33 protein-coding genes are annotated in these 18,238 nt (G+C 45.7%); 31 read left to right on the forward strand and 2 right to left on the reverse strand.

What is annotated here, in order from left to right:
* Window positions 1-79 precede the first annotated feature (79 nt).
* The 31 genes from rpsJ (at window position 80) to dsbD (ending at window position 16,486) form a co-directional block, all read left to right on the forward strand.
* Entirely contained in the window at window positions 80-391 is a 312-nt protein-coding gene (rpsJ, locus tag IEN92_RS03815; RefSeq protein ID WP_011901899.1) for a 30S ribosomal protein S10, read from the forward strand.
* A 197-nt stretch (window positions 392-588) separates the two neighbouring features.
* Entirely contained in the window at window positions 589-1,245 is a 657-nt protein-coding gene (gene rplC, locus IEN92_RS03820) for a 50S ribosomal protein L3 (RefSeq protein ID WP_216162158.1), read from the forward strand.
* An 11-nt stretch (window positions 1,246-1,256) separates the two neighbouring features.
* A complete protein-coding gene (rplD, locus tag IEN92_RS03825) occupies window positions 1,257-1,877 on the forward strand; it encodes a 50S ribosomal protein L4 (protein ID WP_215374664.1) in 621 nt (206 codons plus the stop codon).
* A complete protein-coding gene (gene rplW / locus IEN92_RS03830; protein WP_215374667.1) occupies window positions 1,874-2,188 on the forward strand; it encodes a 50S ribosomal protein L23 in 315 nt (104 codons plus the stop codon). Before rplD ends, rplW begins: the two co-directional genes overlap by 4 nt.
* Before the next feature lie 2 nt (window positions 2,189-2,190).
* Window positions 2,191-3,021 carry a 50S ribosomal protein L2 gene (gene rplB / locus IEN92_RS03835; protein WP_068947694.1) on the forward strand — a complete coding sequence of 277 codons (831 nt, stop codon included), beginning with the start codon at window positions 2,191-2,193 and terminating at the stop codon, window positions 3,019-3,021.
* A gap of 19 nt (window positions 3,022-3,040) precedes the next feature.
* The gene (gene rpsS / locus IEN92_RS03840; RefSeq protein WP_087908800.1) at window positions 3,041-3,319 is read left to right on the forward strand and encodes a 30S ribosomal protein S19; all 279 of its coding nucleotides are present in this window, start codon (window positions 3,041-3,043) and stop codon (window positions 3,317-3,319) included.
* Between the two features lie 7 nt (window positions 3,320-3,326).
* Window positions 3,327-3,659 (forward strand): 50S ribosomal protein L22, encoded by a 333-nt coding sequence (gene rplV / locus IEN92_RS03845; RefSeq protein ID WP_215358374.1) that lies wholly within the window; start codon window positions 3,327-3,329, stop codon window positions 3,657-3,659.
* An 8-nt stretch (window positions 3,660-3,667) separates the two neighbouring features.
* Entirely contained in the window at window positions 3,668-4,495 is an 828-nt protein-coding gene (gene rpsC, locus IEN92_RS03850) for a 30S ribosomal protein S3 (RefSeq protein ID WP_215374669.1), read from the forward strand.
* A gap of 2 nt (window positions 4,496-4,497) precedes the next feature.
* Window positions 4,498-4,911 (forward strand): 50S ribosomal protein L16, encoded by a 414-nt coding sequence (gene rplP / locus IEN92_RS03855; protein WP_071464443.1) that lies wholly within the window; start codon window positions 4,498-4,500, stop codon window positions 4,909-4,911.
* Between the two features lie 14 nt (window positions 4,912-4,925).
* Entirely contained in the window at window positions 4,926-5,120 is a 195-nt protein-coding gene (gene rpmC / locus IEN92_RS03860) for a 50S ribosomal protein L29 (RefSeq protein WP_215374672.1), read from the forward strand.
* A 12-nt stretch (window positions 5,121-5,132) separates the two neighbouring features.
* Entirely contained in the window at window positions 5,133-5,402 is a 270-nt protein-coding gene (gene rpsQ, locus IEN92_RS03865; RefSeq protein WP_011901909.1) for a 30S ribosomal protein S17, read from the forward strand.
* A gap of 183 nt (window positions 5,403-5,585) precedes the next feature.
* Entirely contained in the window at window positions 5,586-5,954 is a 369-nt protein-coding gene (rplN, locus tag IEN92_RS03870) for a 50S ribosomal protein L14 (protein WP_011901910.1), read from the forward strand.
* Window positions 5,955-5,963: 9 nt separating this feature from the next.
* Window positions 5,964-6,272, forward strand: a complete 309-nt coding sequence (rplX, locus tag IEN92_RS03875; protein ID WP_015420242.1) for a 50S ribosomal protein L24 — start codon at window positions 5,964-5,966, stop codon at window positions 6,270-6,272.
* Between the two features lie 16 nt (window positions 6,273-6,288).
* Window positions 6,289-6,831, forward strand: coding sequence for a 50S ribosomal protein L5 (gene rplE / locus IEN92_RS03880; RefSeq protein ID WP_015420243.1), 543 nt, complete (start codon window positions 6,289-6,291; stop codon window positions 6,829-6,831).
* A gap of 9 nt (window positions 6,832-6,840) precedes the next feature.
* The gene (gene rpsN / locus IEN92_RS03885; protein ID WP_071464445.1) at window positions 6,841-7,146 is read left to right on the forward strand and encodes a 30S ribosomal protein S14; all 306 of its coding nucleotides are present in this window, start codon (window positions 6,841-6,843) and stop codon (window positions 7,144-7,146) included.
* Between the two features lie 24 nt (window positions 7,147-7,170).
* On the forward strand, window positions 7,171-7,566 hold the full coding sequence (gene rpsH, locus IEN92_RS03890) for a 30S ribosomal protein S8 (protein ID WP_216160726.1): 396 nt from the start codon (window positions 7,171-7,173) through the stop codon (window positions 7,564-7,566).
* Between the two features lie 10 nt (window positions 7,567-7,576).
* Window positions 7,577-8,110, forward strand: coding sequence for a 50S ribosomal protein L6 (rplF, locus tag IEN92_RS03895; RefSeq protein WP_215374674.1), 534 nt, complete (start codon window positions 7,577-7,579; stop codon window positions 8,108-8,110).
* A 13-nt stretch (window positions 8,111-8,123) separates the two neighbouring features.
* Window positions 8,124-8,477 carry a 50S ribosomal protein L18 gene (rplR, locus tag IEN92_RS03900; RefSeq protein ID WP_215374677.1) on the forward strand — a complete coding sequence of 118 codons (354 nt, stop codon included), beginning with the start codon at window positions 8,124-8,126 and terminating at the stop codon, window positions 8,475-8,477.
* An 18-nt stretch (window positions 8,478-8,495) separates the two neighbouring features.
* The gene (gene rpsE, locus IEN92_RS03905; RefSeq protein ID WP_068947703.1) at window positions 8,496-9,014 is read left to right on the forward strand and encodes a 30S ribosomal protein S5; all 519 of its coding nucleotides are present in this window, start codon (window positions 8,496-8,498) and stop codon (window positions 9,012-9,014) included.
* A gap of 23 nt (window positions 9,015-9,037) precedes the next feature.
* Window positions 9,038-9,226: a 50S ribosomal protein L30 gene (gene rpmD, locus IEN92_RS03910; RefSeq protein ID WP_215374680.1), complete on the forward strand. Its 189-nt coding sequence runs from the start codon at window positions 9,038-9,040 to the stop codon at window positions 9,224-9,226.
* 24 nt (window positions 9,227-9,250) lie between these two features.
* Complete coding sequence (rplO, locus tag IEN92_RS03915) at window positions 9,251-9,691, forward strand: 50S ribosomal protein L15 (RefSeq protein ID WP_216160729.1); 441 nt, start codon at window positions 9,251-9,253, stop codon at window positions 9,689-9,691.
* Between the two features lie 17 nt (window positions 9,692-9,708).
* On the forward strand, window positions 9,709-11,043 hold the full coding sequence (gene secY, locus IEN92_RS03920) for a preprotein translocase subunit SecY (RefSeq protein ID WP_216160732.1): 1,335 nt from the start codon (window positions 9,709-9,711) through the stop codon (window positions 11,041-11,043).
* Window positions 11,044-11,047: 4 nt separating this feature from the next.
* Window positions 11,048-11,266, forward strand: coding sequence for a translation initiation factor IF-1 (gene infA / locus IEN92_RS03925; protein WP_068320132.1), 219 nt, complete (start codon window positions 11,048-11,050; stop codon window positions 11,264-11,266).
* A 34-nt stretch (window positions 11,267-11,300) separates the two neighbouring features.
* Window positions 11,301-11,417 carry a 50S ribosomal protein L36 gene (rpmJ, locus tag IEN92_RS03930; RefSeq protein WP_012357167.1) on the forward strand — a complete coding sequence of 39 codons (117 nt, stop codon included), beginning with the start codon at window positions 11,301-11,303 and terminating at the stop codon, window positions 11,415-11,417.
* A 24-nt stretch (window positions 11,418-11,441) separates the two neighbouring features.
* Window positions 11,442-11,807 (forward strand): 30S ribosomal protein S13, encoded by a 366-nt coding sequence (gene rpsM, locus IEN92_RS03935; protein ID WP_215374689.1) that lies wholly within the window; start codon window positions 11,442-11,444, stop codon window positions 11,805-11,807.
* 18 nt (window positions 11,808-11,825) lie between these two features.
* A complete protein-coding gene (gene rpsK / locus IEN92_RS03940; RefSeq protein WP_011901923.1) occupies window positions 11,826-12,233 on the forward strand; it encodes a 30S ribosomal protein S11 in 408 nt (135 codons plus the stop codon).
* Between the two features lie 116 nt (window positions 12,234-12,349).
* The gene (gene rpsD / locus IEN92_RS03945) at window positions 12,350-12,973 is read left to right on the forward strand and encodes a 30S ribosomal protein S4 (RefSeq protein WP_215374691.1); all 624 of its coding nucleotides are present in this window, start codon (window positions 12,350-12,352) and stop codon (window positions 12,971-12,973) included.
* A 23-nt stretch (window positions 12,974-12,996) separates the two neighbouring features.
* On the forward strand, window positions 12,997-13,977 hold the full coding sequence (gene rpoA / locus IEN92_RS03950; RefSeq protein WP_215374694.1) for a DNA-directed RNA polymerase subunit alpha: 981 nt from the start codon (window positions 12,997-12,999) through the stop codon (window positions 13,975-13,977).
* A gap of 16 nt (window positions 13,978-13,993) precedes the next feature.
* Complete coding sequence (gene rplQ, locus IEN92_RS03955; RefSeq protein ID WP_215374697.1) at window positions 13,994-14,389, forward strand: 50S ribosomal protein L17; 396 nt, start codon at window positions 13,994-13,996, stop codon at window positions 14,387-14,389.
* Between the two features lie 67 nt (window positions 14,390-14,456).
* On the forward strand, window positions 14,457-14,807 hold the full coding sequence (gene cutA / locus IEN92_RS03960; protein WP_216160735.1) for a divalent-cation tolerance protein CutA: 351 nt from the start codon (window positions 14,457-14,459) through the stop codon (window positions 14,805-14,807).
* Window positions 14,804-16,486, forward strand: coding sequence for a protein-disulfide reductase DsbD (dsbD, locus tag IEN92_RS03965; protein ID WP_216160739.1), 1,683 nt, complete (start codon window positions 14,804-14,806; stop codon window positions 16,484-16,486). Before cutA ends, dsbD begins: the two co-directional genes overlap by 4 nt.
* 7 nt (window positions 16,487-16,493) lie before the next feature.
* On the opposite strand, the gene hemB is transcribed toward dsbD, so the two are convergent.
* Window positions 16,494-17,519: a porphobilinogen synthase gene (hemB, locus tag IEN92_RS03970; protein ID WP_215374704.1), complete on the reverse strand. Its 1,026-nt coding sequence runs from the start codon at window positions 17,517-17,519 to the stop codon at window positions 16,494-16,496.
* Window positions 17,497-18,162 (reverse strand): ribosome biogenesis GTP-binding protein YihA/YsxC, encoded by a 666-nt coding sequence (gene yihA, locus IEN92_RS03975; RefSeq protein WP_216160742.1) that lies wholly within the window; start codon window positions 18,160-18,162, stop codon window positions 17,497-17,499. The genes hemB and yihA overlap by 23 nt, the downstream gene beginning before the upstream one ends.
* Window positions 18,163-18,238 lie beyond the last annotated feature (76 nt).

An 18,238-nucleotide genomic window follows, 5' to 3' on the forward strand; every position in this document is an offset into this window, starting at 1 on the left:
GGTGACATCAGTGCTGCTGATGTCACCGTGCTCTTTAGATGTATAACGTGGCAGCACCACATCGCTCTTTGGAATTAATATGCAAAACCAAAAAATTCGTATTCGCCTTAAAGCATTTGACTATCGTTTGATTGACCAGTCTGCAGCTGAAATCGTAGATACAGCTAAGCGTACTGGCGCGGTTGTTAAGGGTCCAGTACCTTTGCCAACCCGTATTGAGCGCTTTGATATCTTGCGTTCACCACACGTGAACAAGACATCACGCGATCAGTTAGAGATCCGCACCCATCTCCGTTTGATGGATATTGTTGATCCTACTGAAAAAACTGTAGATGCTTTGATGAAATTAGACCTCCCAGCTGGTGTGGACGTCGAAATTAAGCTGCAGTAATGTGTTGTTTCCAGTCTTTTTGCTTGTCAAGACTGAATTTTCGGGATAGAATCTAAGGCTTCGCTCAATCATTTGGGCGAATATCTGAGTTTTATCAGCATTAAAAACGTTGTAAGTTATTGATTTAGAAGTATTTTTACTTGTAAATCACTTAAATTAATTTTGCCGACCAATCGAAGTCGGCGTGGAGCATGAATATGAGCTTAGGCTTAATCGGCCGCAAGGTCGGCATGACCCGTCTATTTACGGACGAAGGGGATTCAATTCCTGTGACCGTGATCGACGTGAGTGACAACAGAGTCGCTCAAATCAAGACCCAGGCAACTGATGGCTATGATGCTATCCAGTTGGCTCACGGCACACGTAGAGCTACTCGCGTTACCAAATCAATGGCTGGTCACTTTGCTAAAGCAGGCGTGATGGCTGGTAATGCACTCAACGAATTTCATTTAGATGCAGCAAAAATCGCAGAGATGACACCAGGACAAGTAATTCCTGCTGACACTGCATTTACTGCTGGTCAAAAAGTGGACGTGCAAGGCGTGTCTATTGGTAAAGGTTACGCAGGTACTATCAAGCGTTACCACTTTGCTTCTGGTCGCGCATCACACGGTAACTCTAGATCACACAACGTACCAGGTTCTATTGGTATGGCACAAGATCCAGGTCGTGTTTTCCCAGGTAAGCGCATGACTGGCCACCTTGGTGACGTTACCCGTACTGTCCAAAATTTAGTCATCGCACGCATTGATGCAGAACGTAATCTCATCATGGTTAAAGGCGCCATTCCAGGTGCCCCAGGCGGTAAAGTGATTGTTACTCCAGCGGTGAAAACACCGTTGAAGAAGAAATAAGGAGAGCGAATATGGAACTTAAGCTTCTCCAAGATAACGGTACTTTAGGTGCAGGCGTTCAAGCTTCACCAGAAGTATTCGAACGTGAATATAACGAAGCATTGGTACACCAAGTTGTAGTGGCCTACCAAGCAAATGCACGTAGCGGTAACCGTGCACAAAAAGACCGTGAGCAAGTTAAGCACACAACTAAGAAGCCTTGGCGTCAAAAAGGTACTGGTCGTGCACGTGCTGGTATGAGCTCTTCCCCGCTGTGGCGTGGAGGTGGTCGTATATTCCCGAATTCTCCTGAAGAGAATTTCAGCCAAAAAGTAAATAAGAAAATGTACCGCGCTGGTATGAGATCTATTTTGTCTCAGTTAGCCCGCGAAGGTCGTTTGAATGTAGTTGATCAATTTTCTCTTGACGCTCCAAAGACTAAAGTTTTAGCTGACAAAGTGAAAGCAATGGGCTTGGATTCAGTCTTGATCATCGTTGATCAGGTTAGCGAGAATTTGTACTTGGCATCACGTAACTTGCATAAAGTTGCCGTGGTTGAGCCACAGCACGCTGATCCATTAGCTTTGGTTCAATACAAAAAGGTATTGGTAAGCAAAGCTGCGATCGCAAAAATTGAGGAGTTGCTGAAATGAGCCAAGTCCGTAAAAATGATCACAACCTGATGAAGGTTCTGCTTGGTCCGGTTATCTCTGAAAAAGCCACTATGGTTGCAGAGAAAAACGAACAAGTAGTTTTCCAAGTTGCTCGCGATGCAAACAAGACCGATGTAAAACAAGCAGTTGAATTGCTCTTTAAAGTGCAAGTTGACTCTGTTCAAATCGTGAATCAAAAAGGTAAGCCTAAGCGCTATGGCCGTTTTGAAGGTCGTCGTGACCACACTAAGAAGGCCTATGTGAATTTGAAACCAGGTCAAGAAATTAACTTTGAAGCGGAGGCGAATTAATCATGCCTTTGATGAAGACAAAACCGACCTCACCAGGTCGTCGCTCAATGGTCAAGGTGGTCAATCCTGACCTCCATAAAGGCAAGCCTTTTGCACCATTGTTAGAGCCACAGTTTCAAAAAGCGGGCCGTAACAATAACGGTCACATCACTACCCGTCACAAAGGTGGTGGTCATAAGCATCACTATCGTGTTGTTGACTTTAAACGCAACGACAAAGATGGTATTCCAGCAAAAGTTGAGCGCTTGGAATACGATCCAAACCGCAGTGCAAATATTGCATTGATCGTGTTTGCGGATGGTGAGCGCCGCTACATTCCTGCTGCTAAAGGTATGACTGTAGGTCAAGCCATCATGAATGGTTCTGAAGCGCCGATCAAATCTGGTAATAACTTGCCAATTCGCAATATTCCAGTTGGTAGCACGATTCACTGTGTTGAAATCCTCCCAGGTAAAGGTGCACAAGTTGCCCGTTCCGCTGGTGGTTCAGCAGTATTGTTAGCTCGTGAGGGCGTATACGCTCAAGTGCGTTTGCGTTCTGGTGAAGTTCGCCGTGTTCTGATTGAGTGCCGCGCCACTATTGGTGAAGTTGGTAATGAAGAGCACAGCTTGCGTCAAATTGGTAAAGCAGGTGCAAATCGCTGGCGTGGTATTCGCCCAACCGTTCGCGGTGTGGCAATGAACCCAGTAGATCACCCACACGGTGGTGGTGAAGGTAGAACTGGCGAAGGCCGTGTACCTGTATCTCCATGGGGTACTCCAACCAAAGGTTATCGCACACGTCGCAATAAGCGCACAACTTCGATGATCGTTCAACGTCGTCAAAAACGTTAAGCGATAAGGATAAATAGATATGACACGTTCAGCTAAAAAAGGCCCATTCTGCGACGCCAGCTTAGTAAAAAAAGTTGAAGTTGCACAAGCCAACAAAGACAAAAAGCCGATCAAAACTTGGTCACGCCGTTCAACAATTCTTCCAGACTTTATTGGTCTGACAATTGCTGTTCACAACGGTCGTCAACACGTTCCGGTTTATGTATCAGAAAACATGGTGGGTCATAAGTTAGGCGAATTTGCCTTGACCCGTACTTTCAAAGGTCACGCTGCTGACAAGAAAGTTGTGAAGAAGTAAGGGGATGATGATGGAAGTTAAAGCTATTCACAAGAGCGCCCGCATTTCTGCGCAAAAGACACGTTTGGTCGCTGACCAAATTCGTGGTTTGCCGATTGCTCGCGCATTAAACATTTTGAATTTCAGCCCCAAAAAAGCTGCCTTCATTGTGAAAAAAGTAGTTGAATCAGCGATTGCAAATGCTGAACACAATAAAGGCGCTGACATTGATGAGCTCAAGGTATCAGCGGTAATCGTTGATAAAGGTACTTCCTTGAAGCGCTTCACTGCACGTGCTAAGGGTCGTGGCAATCAAATCGAAAAACAAACTTGTCACATTAGCGTGACCTTGAGTAACTAAGGAAAGATATGGGCCAAAAGATTAACCCCACCGGATTCCGACTCGCGGTAACGAAGAATTGGACATCACGTTGGTATGCAAACAATACTGACTTTGCAAAGATGCTCAAAGAGGACGTAGATGTCCGTAGCTATTTGAAGAAGAAGTTGAAGAATGCATCCGTTAGTAAAGTTGTAATCGAGCGTCCTGCTAAGAACGCACGTATTACTATCTATAGCTCACGTCCAGGCGTTGTAATTGGTAAAAAAGGCGAAGACATTGAAGTTCTCCGCCGTGAATTGCAAAAGCGTATGGGTGTTCCAGTTCACGTGAACATTGAAGAAATTCGTAAGCCGGAAGTTGACGCGCAATTGATTGCTGACTCTATTACTCAACAGTTAGAGAAGCGCATCATGTTCCGTCGTGCGATGAAGCGGGCAATGCAAAGCGCCATGCGTCTTGGCGCACAAGGTATCAAGATCATGTCTTCAGGTCGTTTGAACGGTGCAGAAATTGCTCGTCGCGAATGGTACCGTGAGGGTCGTGTTCCACTTCATACATTGAAGGCTGATATCGATTACGCAACATCAGAAGCAGAAACAACATACGGCATCATCGGTGTAAAAGTTTGGGTTTATAAAGGTGACACATTGGGTCGCGGTGCAGAAGCTCAAGTAGCCGCTCCATCTGCTGAACCTGCTGCCGAAGAAAAGAAAACTCGTCGCGCACCAAGCAAGACAGCGGCTCGTAAACCAGCTGCTGCCACAGACAAGCCATTAGTTGCTGCCAAACCAGCAGTGAAGCGTGTTCGTAAGGTTGAAACACCTGCCGCAGATACGCAGAAGTCAGGAGAGTAAGCATGCTACAACCAAAGCGTCGTAAGTATCGTAAGGAACAAAAAGGCCGTAACACTGGCGTGGCAACACGCGGTAGTTCTGTAGCCTTTGGTGACTTTGGATTGAAGGCCGTTGGCCGTGGCCGTCTGACTGCTCGTCAAATTGAGTCAGCACGTCGCGCAATGACCCGTCACATTAAACGTGGTGGCCGTATTTGGATTCGTATTTTCCCAGATAAGCCAATTTCACAAAAACCTGCTGAAGTACGTATGGGTAACGGTAAAGGTAATCCAGAGTACTACGTAGCTGAAATTCAACCAGGCAAAGTGCTTTATGAGATGGATGGTGTGGATGAGACTTTGGCGCGCGAAGCTTTCAAGCTTGCTGCTGCTAAGTTACCTTTGCAGACCACTTTCGTGATTCGCCACTTAGGTTGATCGGGATAGAGATTATGAAAAATAAAGAATTAGCATCTAAAGATCTGAATGGCTTAAATGCAGAATTAACAGAGCTCTTAAAGACCAACTTTAAGCTCCGTATGCAAAAGGGCACTCAGCAACTCACTAATACCAGCCAATTGGGTAAAACTAAGCGCGATATCGCTCGTGTAAAGACTTTTATTGCCCAAAAGACTGCACAGAAATAAGGAAAAAGGGATATGACAGAATTATCTAAACCCTTGCGCCGCACCCTAGTGGGCCGCGTTGTTAGCGACAAAATGCAGAAAACTGTGACCGTGTTGGTTGAGCGTCAAGTGAAGCATCCCGTGATTGGTAAGTACGTTGGCCAGTCCAAAAAGTACCATGCACATGACGAAGCTGGCACATACAAGATGGGTGATACCGTTGAAATTGCTGAATCAAAGCCAATTTCACGTACTAAATCTTGGGTTGTGACCCGTTTGGTTGAGGCCTCTAAAGGTATTTAAGTATTTTTTAGGGGATTTGGCGAAATATCTTCCCAAATCCCTGTTTTACGTAGTAGAATAGAAGGCTTCTCTGGTTTTATTGGAGAAGCAGTGTTTTTCATTAATTCCGGGTTTTAGCTTTCGTTAAAGCCCATAGACGGAACCAAGACTGTTTGCCTTTGGCTAATAAGTTGGGGATTAGAAATGATACAAACCGAAAGTAGATTGCAGGTCGCCGATAACACAGGCGCCAGTGAAGTTTTGTGCATCAAGGTATTGGGCGGCTCTAAGCGTCGTTACGCCAGTATCGGTGATGTCATCAAAGTCAGCGTTAAGTCAGCTGCTCCACGTGGCCGTGTAAAAAAAGGTGATATTTATAACGCTGTTGTAGTGAGAACAGCTAAGGGTGTTCGCCGTCCAGACGGTTCATTGATTAAGTTCGATGCAAACGCTGCGGTATTGCTCAACGCTAAGTTAGAGCCAATTGGCACACGTATCTTCGGACCAGTAACACGCGAATTGCGTACTGAGAAGTTCATGAAGATCGTTTCTCTCGCCCCCGAAGTGATTTAAGAGGCTGATATGAAAAAGATTCGTAAAGGTGATTCCGTAGTTCTGTTGACTGGCCGCGATAAAGGCAAGCAAGGAACTGTAACGGCCGTTCTCGAGAACAAATTAGTGATCGAAGGCGTAAATATTTATAAAAAGAGCGTTAAGCCAAACCCAGCTGCAGGTGTAACCGGCGGCATGATTGACAAGACGATGCCTGTTCACATTTCTAATGTGGCTTTGGTTGACGGTAACGGTAAACCATCACGTGTTGGTATCAAACTCGTAGATGGCAAAAAGCAACGTTTCCTCAAAACCACTGGCGCAACTTTAAGCGCATAAAGGGCACGGAGAAATTATGAGCACACGTTTCCAAGAACATTACCAAGCAAAAGTCGTTGCTGATTTGATCGCCAAATTTGGCTACAAGTCTGTAATGGAAGTTCCACGTATTACTAAAGTAACCCTGAACATGGGCCTAGGTGATGCAGTGAACGACAAGAAAATTATTGAAAATGCAGTAGGCGATTTAACTAAAGTTGCGGGTCAAAAGCCAGTTGTAACTAAAGCTAAAAAAGCGATTGCGGGTTTCAAAATTCGTCAAGGCTACCCAATCGGCGCCATGGTGACATTGCGTGGTCAACGCATGTATGAATTTTTAGACCGATTTGTGACTGTTGCATTGCCACGAGTACGCGACTTCCGCGGTATTTCTGGTAAAGCATTTGATGGCCGTGGTAACTACAACATCGGCGTTAAAGAACAGATCATTTTCCCTGAAATTGAATACGACAAGATTGATGCCCTCCGCGGTCTCAATATCAGTATTACGACGACTGCTAAAACCGACGAAGAAGCAAAAGCTTTGTTGGCAGCATTCAAATTCCCTTTCCGCAATTAAGAGGCTAACGTGGCAAAACTATCCCTAATTGAGCGCGAGAATAAGCGCGCTAAAACTGTAGAGAAGTACGCTGCCAAGCGTGCTGAACTGAAAGCGATCATTGCTGATCAATCACGCAGCGATGAAGAGCGCTATGAAGCCCGCTTGAAACTACAGGCACTTCCACGTAACGCAAGCCCGATTCGTCAAAGAAATCGTTGTTCATTAACCGGTCGCCCACGTGGCACATTCCGCAAGTTCGGTTTGGCTCGTAGCAAGATTCGTGAAATCGCCTTCCGTGGCGAAATCCCCGGTTTAACCAAGGCCAGCTGGTAAGCGGCGAAAGAATTAGGAGAACTCATGAGTATCAGCGATCCAATCGCCGACATGTTGACAAGAATCCGCAATGCGCAAGCAGTGCAGAAACCCTTAGTCTTGATGCCGTCGTCAAAAGTAAAAGTAGCCATCGCAAAAGTTTTGCAAGATGAAGGCTATATCGAAAGTTTCGAAATCAAAGGTGAAGCAGCTAAGCCAGTGCTCCACATTGATCTCAAATACTATGCAGGCCGCCCTGTTATTGAGCGTATTGACCGTGTATCTACACCAAGTCTACGTATCTATAAAGGCCGTCATGACATTCCAGAAGTAATGAATGGCTTGGGCATTGCAATTATTTCAACCCCTCAAGGCGTAATGACCGACCGTAAAGCACGTGCAACAGGCGTGGGCGGCGAAGTTATTTGCTACGTAGCTTAAGGAGCGAAATATGTCCCGCGTAGGTAAATCACCAATTACAGTTCCTAAAGGAGCTGAAATCAGCATCAATGGTGCAAACATTACTGTTAAAGGCCCATTAGGCACATTGACACATAACTTGCATCCGACTGTTGGTTTGAAACAGGAAGATGGCGTATTGACAGTGGTTGTAAACAGCGACTCACCAGAAGCTGGTGCACAGTCAGGTACAGCACGCGCTTTGGTAAACAACATGGTTGTTGGCGTAACTACTGGCTTTGAGCGCAAGCTCAGCTTGGTAGGCGTTGGTTATCGTGCTGCTGCTCAAGGCGAAACATTGAAGTTGCAGTTAGGTTTCTCACACGACATTATTTATAACCTACCAAAGGGTGTAAAAGCGGAGACTCCAACTCAAACTGAAATCATTATTAAAGGTTCCAACAAGCAGCAAGTTGGCCAGGTCGCAGCTGAAGTTCGCGCCTATCGTTCACCAGAGCCATACAAAGGTAAGGGTGTTCGCTACGTGGATGAGGTTGTGCATCTGAAAGAAACTAAGAAGAAGTAAGCGAGATTAGAAAATGAATAAAGACGAATCCAGACAAAGACGTGCTCGGCAGACTCGCATTCGCATTGCCGAAGCATTGGCAAATCGTTTAACAGTTATCCGTAGCAATTCACATATTTCTGCTCAGGTATATAGCCCATGTGGAACAAAAGTTGTTGCAGCTGCTTCAACTATGGAAAAAGAATTGCGCCAAGCGATCAAAAACGGCGGCAACGCTGATGCGGCTAAACAAATCGGCAAGTTGGTTGCTGAGCGCGCTGTTAAGGCAGGCATTGTTGATGTTGCTTTTGACCGTTCCGGTCATCGTTACCACGGCCGTATTAAGGCCTTAGCTGAAGCTGCGCGTGAAGCCGGCCTGAAGTTCTAAAAGGGTTTAGGAAAAAACATGGCAAAAATGCAAACTAAGATGCAAAACGAAGAGCGTGATGATGGTCTTCGCGAGAAGATGATCGCTGTTAATCGTGTAACTAAAGTGGTTAAGGGTGGCCGTATTCTTGGCTTCGCTGCACTTACTGTAGTTGGCGATGGCGATGGCCGCATCGGTATGGGTAAAGGCAAATCAAAAGAAGTTCCAGTTGCCGTTCAAAAAGCAATGGATGAAGCTCGTCGCAAGATGATCAAGGTTTCCTTGCGTAAGGGCACCTTACAGCACACTGTTACTGGTCAGCATGGCGCGTCACGCGTTTTGATTTCTCCAGCTAAAGACGGTACTGGAATTATTGCTGGCGGCCCAATGCGCGCGATTTTCGACGTAATGGGCGTAACGAACGTTGTTGCTAAGTCACTTGGGTCTACAAACCCTTACAACTTGGTTCGTGCAACGATTGATGGTTTGAGCAAGATGAGTACTCCTGCTGAGATTGCTGCTAAGCGCGGTAAGTCAGTTGAAGAGATTCTCGGCTAAGACTAAAGATTAGGAATCTACAAATGACAACATCTAACTCCAAAGTCAAACTGCAATTAGTTCGCAGCTTGATCGGCACACGCGAAAGCCACCGTGCAACTGTACGTGGTTTAGGCCTAGGTCGTATCAATTCAGTTTCTGAATTGGAAGATACACCAGCGGTTCGCGGCATGATTAATAAAGTTTCTTATCTAGTTAAAGTTGTTGGCTAACTAGCAAGTTAATAGGCGAAGAATATGGAACTCAATACACTCAAGCCCGCAGAGGGCTCCAAGAAAAACCGTCGTCGCGTAGGTCGCGGCATTGGTTCTGGTCTTGGTAAAACTGCTGGCCGTGGTCACAAAGGTCAAAAATCCCGTTCTGGCGGATTCCACAAAGTGGGCTTCGAAGGCGGTCAGATGCCGATGTACCGTCGTTTGCCAAAACGTGGATTCGTGTCTTTGACACGTCGTCACGTTGGCCAAATTACCTTGAATGACTTAGCCAAAATCAATCTGCCAGAAGTGGACTTGTTGGTTTTGAAAGCGCATGGTTTTGCTGGTGAGCAAATCAATGCTGTGAAGGTTGTGAAGACTGGTGAACTCAAGATTGCTGTAACCCTCAAAGGTATTACAGCAACTGCTGGTGCTAAAGCTGTTATTGAAGCAGCTGGCGGCAAATTGGTTGAAGCAGCTTAATAGAACTTTTACTCAACATGGCATTAGCACCTACCAATAACACAAGCACTGCAACAGGAGGCAAGTTTGGCGAATTACGCCAACGCTTGATTTTCTTGGTGCTGGCTTTGATCGTGTTCCGTTTAGGTGCTCATATTCCTGTTCCAGGCATTGATCCAGACCAATTGGCGCAGTTATTTGCTGGTCAAAAAGACGGTATCTTGGGAATGTTTAACCTATTCTCAGGCGGTGCTTTATCTCGCTTCACCGTTTTTGCTTTGGGAATCATGCCTTACATTTCTGCATCAATCATCATGCAGCTAATGACGATTGTTGTGCCTTCACTCGAGTCTTTGAAAAAAGAAGGCCAAGCTGGTCAGCGCAAAATTACCCAGTACACCCGTTATGGCACTGTATTCTTGGCTACTTTCCAGGCTTTAGGAATTTCTGTTGCCCTGCAAGCACAGCCAGGTTTAGTAGTGCATCCAGGCTTGATGTTTGAATTGAATACAGTAGTTACTTTAGTTACTGGCACCATGTTCTTGATGTGGCTTGGCGAGCAAATTACTGAGCGTGGTTTGGGTAACGGTATCTCCATCATTATTTTTGGCGGTATTGTTTCTGGCCTGCCAAATGCATTAGCTAGCCTGTTAGAGTTGGTGCGTACCGGCTCAATGAACATTGTTTCTGCGCTATTGATCGTTGTGATTTGCGTAGCAGTGACTTATTTTGTGGTGTTTGTAGAGCGTGGTCAGCGCCGCATCTTGGTGAACTACGCTAAGCGTCAAGTTGGCAACAAGATCTATGGCGGTCAGTCCTCTTATTTCCCATTGAAGTTAAATATGGCAGGCGTTATTCCTCCTATTTTTGCTTCTTCTATTATTTTGTTCCCTGCAACGATTGCTGGCTGGTTTACATCCGGTGAGCCAAGAAATATTTTTAGTCGCATCATTAAAGATTTGGCAGCTACTTTGGCCCCAGGTCAGCCTGTGTACACCATTTTGTATGCTGCAGCGATTATTTTCTTCTGCTTTTTCTATACCGCCTTGGTATTTAACAGCCGTGAGACAGCAGATAACTTGAAAAAGAGCGGCGCATTTGTTCCAGGAATTCGTCCCGGTGATCAGACAGCGCGTTACATCGACAAGATCTTGGTGCGTTTGACTTTGGCTGGTGCGATTTATATGGTTTTGGTTTGCTTGTTGCCAGAATTCTTAGTGTTGAAGTACAACGTGCCGTTTTATTTCGGCGGTACTTCACTGTTGATTATTGTTGTGGTTGCGATGGATTTTATGGCTCAAGTTCAGTCATATGTGATGCAGCAACAGTACGGCTCTTTGATGAAAAAAGCCAACTTTAAGATGGGCGCCTAACTGAATGTCTAAAGACGATGTAATTCAGATGGCGGGGGAAGTTGTAGAGAATTTGCCGAATGCGATGTTTCGCGTGAAGCTAGAAAACGGACATGTGGTTCTAGGGCACATTTCCGGAAAGATGCGGATGCATTACATCCGTATTTTGCCGGGAGATAAGGTAACAGTGGAGATGACTCCTTACGACCTTACGCGCGCCAGAATCATTTTCCGAGCGAAGTAAAGATTAAGTAGTACCTATTTTTAAGAGGTGAGTTATGAAAGTTTTAGCATCCGTTAAGTGTATTTGCAGAAATTGCAAGATCATTAAGCGCAAACGCGTTGTGCGCGTGATCTGTTCTTCAGATGCACGTCATAAGCAGCGTCAAGGCTGATCTGGTTAATTAAGAGGAAATCTCATGGCACGTATCGCTGGGGTAAATATCCCAAATCATCAACATACTGTTATCGGTTTAACAGCAATTTTTGGCATTGGCACAACTCGTGCACGCAAAATTTGTGAAACCACAGGTGTTGCTATCGACAAAAAAGTAAAAGACCTGACTGACGGCGACTTAGAAAAGTTGCGTGATGAAGTTGGTAAGTTCATTACCGAAGGTGACCTTCGTCGTGAAGTAACTATGAGCATCAAGCGTTTGATGGACTTGGGTTGCTATCGTGGCGTGCGCCATCGTAAGGGCTTGCCTGTTCGTGGTCAACGTACTAAGACGAATGCGCGTACCCGTAAGGGCCCACGTAAGTCTGGCATCGCACTGAAGAAATAATCAAGAAAGTTTATTGACATGGCAAAACAACAATCCGCTTCCGCTGCTTCACAGCGCGCTCGCAAGAAGGTTAAAAAGAACGTTGCTGACGGCATCGCACACGTTCATGCTTCTTTTAACAACACCATTATTACGATCACTGATCGTCAAGGAAATGCGCTTTCATGGGCAACTTCTGGCGGTCAGGGCTTCAAAGGCTCACGTAAATCAACGCCATTTGCTGCTCAGGTAGCTGCAGAGGTTGCTGGTAAAGCTGCTGTTGAATGCGGTATCAAGAATTTGGAAGTTCAGATCAAGGGCCCAGGTCCAGGTCGCGAATCCGCGGTTCGTGCATTGAACTCATTGGGTATCAAGATCACTGAGATTCAAGACGTTACCCCAGTTCCACACAATGGTTGCCGTCCTCCTAAGCGTCGTCGTATCTAAGCTAGGAAGTTGGTAGTACAAGTTTTGTAGTTTTTTATTAAAAGCCCACTGTTCATCTGAATTAAAGGGTGAACTCACCGCCGGTCGTAAGACTGCGGCAAAGAAAGGAAAGCATCGTGGCACGTTACTTAGGGCCTAAGGCCAAATTAGCACGTCGGGAAGGTACCGACTTATTTTTAAAGAGCGCACGTCGCGCCCTGTCAGACAAGTGCAAGTTAGATACTAAGCCTGGTCAACATGGTCGTACATCTGGCTCAAGAACATCGGATTACGGTAATCAATTGCGTGAAAAGCAAAAGGTTAAACGTATCTATGGCGTATTAGAGCGTCAATTCCGTCGTTACTTCGCAGAAGCTGAGCGTCGTAAGGGCAATACTGGCGAAACTTTGCTCCAGTTGCTAGAGTCACGTCTCGACAACGTGGTTTATCGCATGGGCTTTGGTTCAACTCGCGCAGAAGCACGTCAGTTGGTTTCTCACGGTGCGATTACCTTAAATGGTAGCGCTGTGAATATTCCATCCATTCAGGTTAAACCTGGTGATGTAGTTGCGATCCGCGAAAAAGCGAAGAAACAGGCGCGTATTGCAGAATCACTCAATTTGGTTCAGCAAATGTCTGCAGTTACCTGGGTTTCAGTTGATGCAGCCAAGCTGGAAGGAACATTTAAGCAAGTGCCCGACCGCGAAGATATCAGCGGTGAAATTAATGAAAGTTTGATCGTCGAATTGTATTCACGCTAATTAGGCACTCTCAAGGAAAAAATATGCAAACAAATTTGCTCAAGCCAAAAATTATTTCTGTTGAAGCGCTTACCGCCAACCAAGCTAAGGTTGTTATGGAGCCGTTCGAGCGTGGCTATGGCCACACACTCGGAAATGCATTACGTCGCGTACTCTTGTCTTCAATGGTTGGTTATGCACCAACTGAAGTAGCGATTGCAGGTGTAGTTCATGAATATTCCACTTTAGATGGCGTTCAAGAAGATGTTGTTAATCTCTTGCTCAACCTCAAAGGTATCGTATTTAAGTTGCAGTCACGCGATGAAGTCACTATCAATTTGCGTAAAGAAGGCCCAGGCGTCGTTACAGCAAAAGATATCGATCTTCCACATGATGTAGAAATCATGAACCCTGATCATGTCATCGCGCATTTGTCGGCTGGTGGCAAGTTGGATATGCAGATCAAGGTTGAAAAAGGCCGTGGCTATGTTCCAGGTAACGTACGTCAGTACAACGACGAAACTACTAAGATCATTGGCCGTATCGTGTTGGATGCTTCTTTTAGCCCAGTTAGCCGTGTTAGCTATGCTGTTGAGTCTGCTCGTGTTGAGCAACGCACCGACCTCGATCGTCTCGTAATGACTATTGAAACCAACGGTGTGTTGTCTCCTGAGGAAGCGATTCGTCAGGCAGCTAGCATCTTGGTGGATCAGTTGGTAGTATTCGCAGCTCTTGAGAGCAGCGAAGTTTCTGGTGATTTAGCACCAAATCGCTCTTCAATGGTTGATCCAATGTTGATGCGTCCGGTTGATGATCTCGAGCTCACAGTTCGCTCTGCAAATTGCTTGAAGGCTGAGAACATTTACTACATTGGTGACTTGATTCAACGTACAGAGAATGAATTGTTGAAGACGCCTAATTTGGGTCGTAAGTCTTTGAATGAAATCAAAGACGTATTGGCTGCTCGTGGTTTAAGTCTTGGCATGAAACTCGAAAGCTGGCCTCCAGCTAACCTCGAGAAATAATTAGAAAGGAAGCATCATGCGTCACGGAAACGGCTTACGCAAACTAAACAGAACATCTTCACATCGCTTGGCGATGCTGCGCAACATGTCCAATTCTCTTTTGGAGCACGAAGTGATTAAAACCACTTTGCCAAAAGCAAAAGAATTGCGCATGGTTGTTGAGCCTTTGATTACCTTGGGTAAAAAAGATAACTTGGCAAACCGTCGCTTGGCATTCAATCGCACTCGTGATCGCGATATCGTGACCAAACTCTTCACTGAGCTCGGCCCACGTTACGCAACACGTCCAGGTGGCTACCTTCGTATTTTGAAGTTTGGCTTTCGTCATGGCGACAATGCTCCAATGGCATTAGTAGAGCTGGTTGATCGTCCAGAAGCTGAAGAAACAGCAGTAGTAGCTGAAGAGGCTTAAGTCTCACGGCCGCATATAAAGCCAGGCTTCGGTCTGGCTTTTTTCATTTACGGGTTATAAATACGCTATGCCTCAAGCTCCCTCAGTGAATTCCAATAAGCTTTTAGTGGTCGTTACGAGCCTTCCAAATATGGAGTCCGCTAGCACCATAGCTCGAGCCCTAGTAGAGGCTCAGCTCGCAGCCTGCGTACAGATAACCGAAGGGATATCTTCCATATATCGCTGGGAAGGCAAGGTGTGCGAAGAGCAGGAGGTTCTTTTATCTGCCAAGACAGTAGCGCACCGATGGGACGAGATTTGCATCTTTATTAAAGATAGCCATCCCTACGATCTACCTGAAATTTTGGCATTTTCCCCAGAGCAATACGATCAGCAATATGGTGAGTGGGTACAAGCTGAGGTAAATTCGAAAGCATGAGAATGCAATCTTTTCTGAAAACCGTTATCGCATTGCTCGTGCTGTTATCGGCACAAGTTTTCGCTGCACCGGATTTCCTGCCCCCAGAAAAAGCATTCCGAGTCGAAGCTACTTGGTTAGAAAATTCCAATCAAATTGAACTGGAATTTATGCCTTCCAAAGGCTACTACATCTATCAAGAATCACTTCAATTCGAGGCGGGTACTGAGGCTGGAAAGCTATATAAAATAAGGCCTGCACTGCCAGTGGGGATTGAGAAGTTTGATGAAACTTTTCAGAAAAAACTACAAATCTACAAGCAGCCTTTCATAGTGTTGCTAGATGTTAAAACCATTACTGGCAAGCCTATTCATATTGATGTCGCCCTACAAGGTTGCGCAGAAGCTGGTATCTGCTATCCGCCAATGACATTGAAATTTTTATTAGCGGCTCCTGGGGTTAAGGCAGCGCCGATACCTGAAGCATTGGATAGTTTGCAAAATACTGCAGATCAGCAAGTGACCCAATTTAGTGTGTTTGATCTTTGGCGTGAGCGAGATGATATCAATGCAATCAGCCGCTTTTTAGAGGGCACTTCTAATGCTTATTTATTCTTAGCCTTTTTTATTTTGGGCTTAGCGCTAGCATTTACGCCTTGTGTTCTACCAATGCTGCCTATTTTATCGAGCGTGATTTTTGGGACCCAAGATGGCAAAGCAATTTCCAAGAGACGCGCTAGTGCCCTGGCACTGGCATATGTACTTGGCATGGCTTTGGTCTATGCCTTAGCAGGAACATTGATGGCAGCATTGGGCGGGAGTGTGCAAAGGGTTCTCCAAAGCCCGCTTGCACTAGCAGCTTTTGCAGTACTACTTTTGATCCTCTCAGGCAGCCTATTTGGGCTCTATGAGCTGCGTTTGCCACACTCATGGCATCAGCATATCGATAAACTAGCGGGGCGCCAAAAGGGCGGTAGCGTGTTTGGGGCATTTGCCTTGGGTGGAATTTCCACTTTGGTGGCTAGCCCGTGCATTACGGCCCCACTTGCAGGTGTGTTGGCCTTTATTGCCCAGACTGGGTCAATCAGCCTGGGGGCAGGATTGCTCTTTGTAATGGCGCTGGGCATGGGTCTGCCACTCCTATTGATTGCGATCGAGGCACGTATTTTGATTCCATCTACAGGCATGTGGATGGTTTGGTTACAACGTACCTTAGGCATCCTATTGGTGGCAACGGCAGCTTGGATTGCATCGCCATTAATTCTGAAAAATGAGCCGATTGGATCAGTCAAAACAATCAATGGGCAGAGAATTCATCAAGTTGGAGAATTATCTTTTCTGGTGATTCATACGCTTGCTGAGTTGGATGCCCAGCTGGGTATAGCCAAGGAAGAGGGCAAGTTTGTCCTGCTAGATTTTTATGCAGACTGGTGCATTAGTTGCAAAGAAATGGAAGTCAATACTTTTGCAAACCCTGAGGTCGGTAATCAGCTCAAGCAACTGGTTTTATTGCAGGCAGATGTTACTGCAAACAGCCCTGAGAACCAGGCATTGCTTAAGCGATTTGGATTATTTGGCCCTCCAGGAATTTTGATCTTCAACCAAAATTCAGAAGAGCTCAAGGATCAACGAGTCATTGGCTATATGCCACCACAACGTTTTATTGAACGCTTAAAACAGGTAACAATTAAGGGCAACTAAAACAGATTTACTTAGTTGCTTTTAATAAACGCGCTGCTTCAAGCGCAAAGTAAGTCAAAATGCCATCAGCCCCAGCCCGCTTAAATGCCAGTAACGATTCCATCATTACTGCGTCATGATCTAACCAGCCATTCTGTGCAGCCGCTTTAATCATGGCGTATTCACCGCTGACTTGATAGGCGTATGTTGGGTAATTAAAAACATCCTTAACGCGCCTTACGATATCTAAATAAGGCATGCCAGGCTTGACCATTACCATGTCGGCACCTTCACTAATATCTAGTGCAACCTCCCGCAAAGCCTCGTCGCCATTGGCGCAATCCATTTGATAGGTTTTCTTATCCGCCTTGCCGAGATTTTTGGCTGAACCTACTGCATCCCGAAATGGACCATAAAATGCAGACGCATATTTTGCCGAATAGGCCATGATGCGCGTATGAATGAGATTCTGTTTCTCAAGCGCTTCGCGAATTTTTCCAATGCGACCATCCATCATGTCAGAGGGTGCAACGATATCTACCCCTGCTTCTGCTTGAGTCAATGCTTGTTGTACCAGGATTGCAGTGGTTTCATCATTTAAGATGCGCCCATCTTTATCCAGCACACCATCTTGACCATGGCTCGTGTAGGGGTCGAGTGCAACATCGGTCATGATTCCTAAGTTTGGGAAATGTTTTTTAAGTGTGCGCACCGCATTTGGAACGAGCCCATCAGAATTAAAGGCTTCTTTACCATCCGGCGTTTTTAAGGCGGCATCAATCACTGGAAAGAGGGCAAGAACTGGGATTCCTAAATCAACACATTCTTGTGCAACATCTAAAAGTAGGTCTAAAGACATCCGTTTCACACCAGGCATCGAAGCCACTGCCTCAGATTGACCTTTGCCCTCTAGCAAGAAGACGGGATAAATCAAATCGTTTGGCGTAAGGCTGCTTTCTTGCATGAGACGGCGTGACCAGTCATCACGACGCATCCGGCGAGGGCGGTGTATTGGAAAGCTGAGCAAGGTATTAGTTGATGATTTCTTCTTCATGGGTTTCTGCTTCAAATAGCCATTTAATAATTAAATTATCTGCCTCTTCTAGGCCAATGCGTTTAGTGCTGGAAAATAATTGTGCTGTCAGCTGTTTAGACTCCCCTGTGCCATCTGGTAAAGCTGGGTCATATTGTTGCAACTGTTTCTGAACTGCCTCTAAGGCATGCTTGCACTCGCTCTTATTGAGCTTGTCGCATTTACTGAGCAAAATATGGATGGGTTTACCGGTTGGGACAAACCATTGGATCATTTGCTCATCCAGATCGGTAATGCCACGTCTGGCATCCACAATGAGGACCATACCAACCAATTGCTCTCGCTCCTGAAGATAGTCGCTCAGAAGGCTATTCCAGTGATATTTGGTCTCATGGTTTACGGCAGCGTATCCATATCCCGGCAAGTCCACTAAATAGGCCAAAAGGTCATCTTTGGCAAAAAGACCGAAATAGTTAATGTGCTGGGTGCGGCCAGGGGTTTTGCTGGCAAAAGCGAGTCTTTTTTGGTTGCAAAGGACGTTTATTGCACTAGATTTGCCGGCATTTGAGCGCCCAGCAAAGGCCACTTCACGCAGGGGTGTGGCTGGCAGACAATGGGTGTCATTGACTGTGGTCGCGAATCGGGCTTGAAAGAGTTTAGACATGTCCAGAAGCTATTGTAAAATCACGCAAAATCATGAAATATCTCATGGTGTTGGGTAAAAAGGTTGTAAATGCAGG

The organism is Polynucleobacter sp. MWH-Creno-3A4, from assembly GCF_018881885.1.
Lineage (GTDB): Bacteria > Pseudomonadota > Gammaproteobacteria > Burkholderiales > Burkholderiaceae > Polynucleobacter.

Coding starts and splice junctions, on each gene's coding strand:
- rpsJ (WP_011901899.1), top strand. CDS start 80: ATGCAAAACCAAAAAATTCGTATTCGCCTTAAAGCATTTGACTATCGT.
- rplC (WP_216162158.1), top strand. CDS start 589: ATGAGCTTAGGCTTAATCGGCCGCAAGGTCGGCATGACCCGTCTATTT.
- rplD (WP_215374664.1), top strand. CDS start 1,257: ATGGAACTTAAGCTTCTCCAAGATAACGGTACTTTAGGTGCAGGCGTT.
- rplW (WP_215374667.1), top strand. CDS start 1,874: ATGAGCCAAGTCCGTAAAAATGATCACAACCTGATGAAGGTTCTGCTT.
- rplB (WP_068947694.1), top strand. CDS start 2,191: ATGCCTTTGATGAAGACAAAACCGACCTCACCAGGTCGTCGCTCAATG.
- rpsS (WP_087908800.1), top strand. CDS start 3,041: ATGACACGTTCAGCTAAAAAAGGCCCATTCTGCGACGCCAGCTTAGTA.
- rplV (WP_215358374.1), top strand. CDS start 3,327: ATGATGGAAGTTAAAGCTATTCACAAGAGCGCCCGCATTTCTGCGCAA.
- rpsC (WP_215374669.1), top strand. CDS start 3,668: ATGGGCCAAAAGATTAACCCCACCGGATTCCGACTCGCGGTAACGAAG.
- rplP (WP_071464443.1), top strand. CDS start 4,498: ATGCTACAACCAAAGCGTCGTAAGTATCGTAAGGAACAAAAAGGCCGT.
- rpmC (WP_215374672.1), top strand. CDS start 4,926: ATGAAAAATAAAGAATTAGCATCTAAAGATCTGAATGGCTTAAATGCA.
- rpsQ (WP_011901909.1), top strand. CDS start 5,133: ATGACAGAATTATCTAAACCCTTGCGCCGCACCCTAGTGGGCCGCGTT.
- rplN (WP_011901910.1), top strand. CDS start 5,586: ATGATACAAACCGAAAGTAGATTGCAGGTCGCCGATAACACAGGCGCC.
- rplX (WP_015420242.1), top strand. CDS start 5,964: ATGAAAAAGATTCGTAAAGGTGATTCCGTAGTTCTGTTGACTGGCCGC.
- rplE (WP_015420243.1), top strand. CDS start 6,289: ATGAGCACACGTTTCCAAGAACATTACCAAGCAAAAGTCGTTGCTGAT.
- rpsH (WP_216160726.1), top strand. CDS start 7,171: ATGAGTATCAGCGATCCAATCGCCGACATGTTGACAAGAATCCGCAAT.
- rplF (WP_215374674.1), top strand. CDS start 7,577: ATGTCCCGCGTAGGTAAATCACCAATTACAGTTCCTAAAGGAGCTGAA.
- rplR (WP_215374677.1), top strand. CDS start 8,124: ATGAATAAAGACGAATCCAGACAAAGACGTGCTCGGCAGACTCGCATT.
- rpsE (WP_068947703.1), top strand. CDS start 8,496: ATGGCAAAAATGCAAACTAAGATGCAAAACGAAGAGCGTGATGATGGT.
- rpmD (WP_215374680.1), top strand. CDS start 9,038: ATGACAACATCTAACTCCAAAGTCAAACTGCAATTAGTTCGCAGCTTG.
- rplO (WP_216160729.1), top strand. CDS start 9,251: ATGGAACTCAATACACTCAAGCCCGCAGAGGGCTCCAAGAAAAACCGT.
- secY (WP_216160732.1), top strand. CDS start 9,709: ATGGCATTAGCACCTACCAATAACACAAGCACTGCAACAGGAGGCAAG.
- infA (WP_068320132.1), top strand. CDS start 11,048: ATGTCTAAAGACGATGTAATTCAGATGGCGGGGGAAGTTGTAGAGAAT.
- rpmJ (WP_012357167.1), top strand. CDS start 11,301: ATGAAAGTTTTAGCATCCGTTAAGTGTATTTGCAGAAATTGCAAGATC.
- rpsM (WP_215374689.1), top strand. CDS start 11,442: ATGGCACGTATCGCTGGGGTAAATATCCCAAATCATCAACATACTGTT.
- rpsK (WP_011901923.1), top strand. CDS start 11,826: ATGGCAAAACAACAATCCGCTTCCGCTGCTTCACAGCGCGCTCGCAAG.
- rpoA (WP_215374694.1), top strand. CDS start 12,997: ATGCAAACAAATTTGCTCAAGCCAAAAATTATTTCTGTTGAAGCGCTT.
- rplQ (WP_215374697.1), top strand. CDS start 13,994: ATGCGTCACGGAAACGGCTTACGCAAACTAAACAGAACATCTTCACAT.
- cutA (WP_216160735.1), top strand. CDS start 14,457: ATGCCTCAAGCTCCCTCAGTGAATTCCAATAAGCTTTTAGTGGTCGTT.
- dsbD (WP_216160739.1), top strand. CDS start 14,804: ATGAGAATGCAATCTTTTCTGAAAACCGTTATCGCATTGCTCGTGCTG.
- hemB (WP_215374704.1), bottom strand. CDS start 17,519: ATGAAGAAGAAATCATCAACTAATACCTTGCTCAGCTTTCCAATACAC.
- yihA (WP_216160742.1), bottom strand. CDS start 18,162: ATGTCTAAACTCTTTCAAGCCCGATTCGCGACCACAGTCAATGACACC.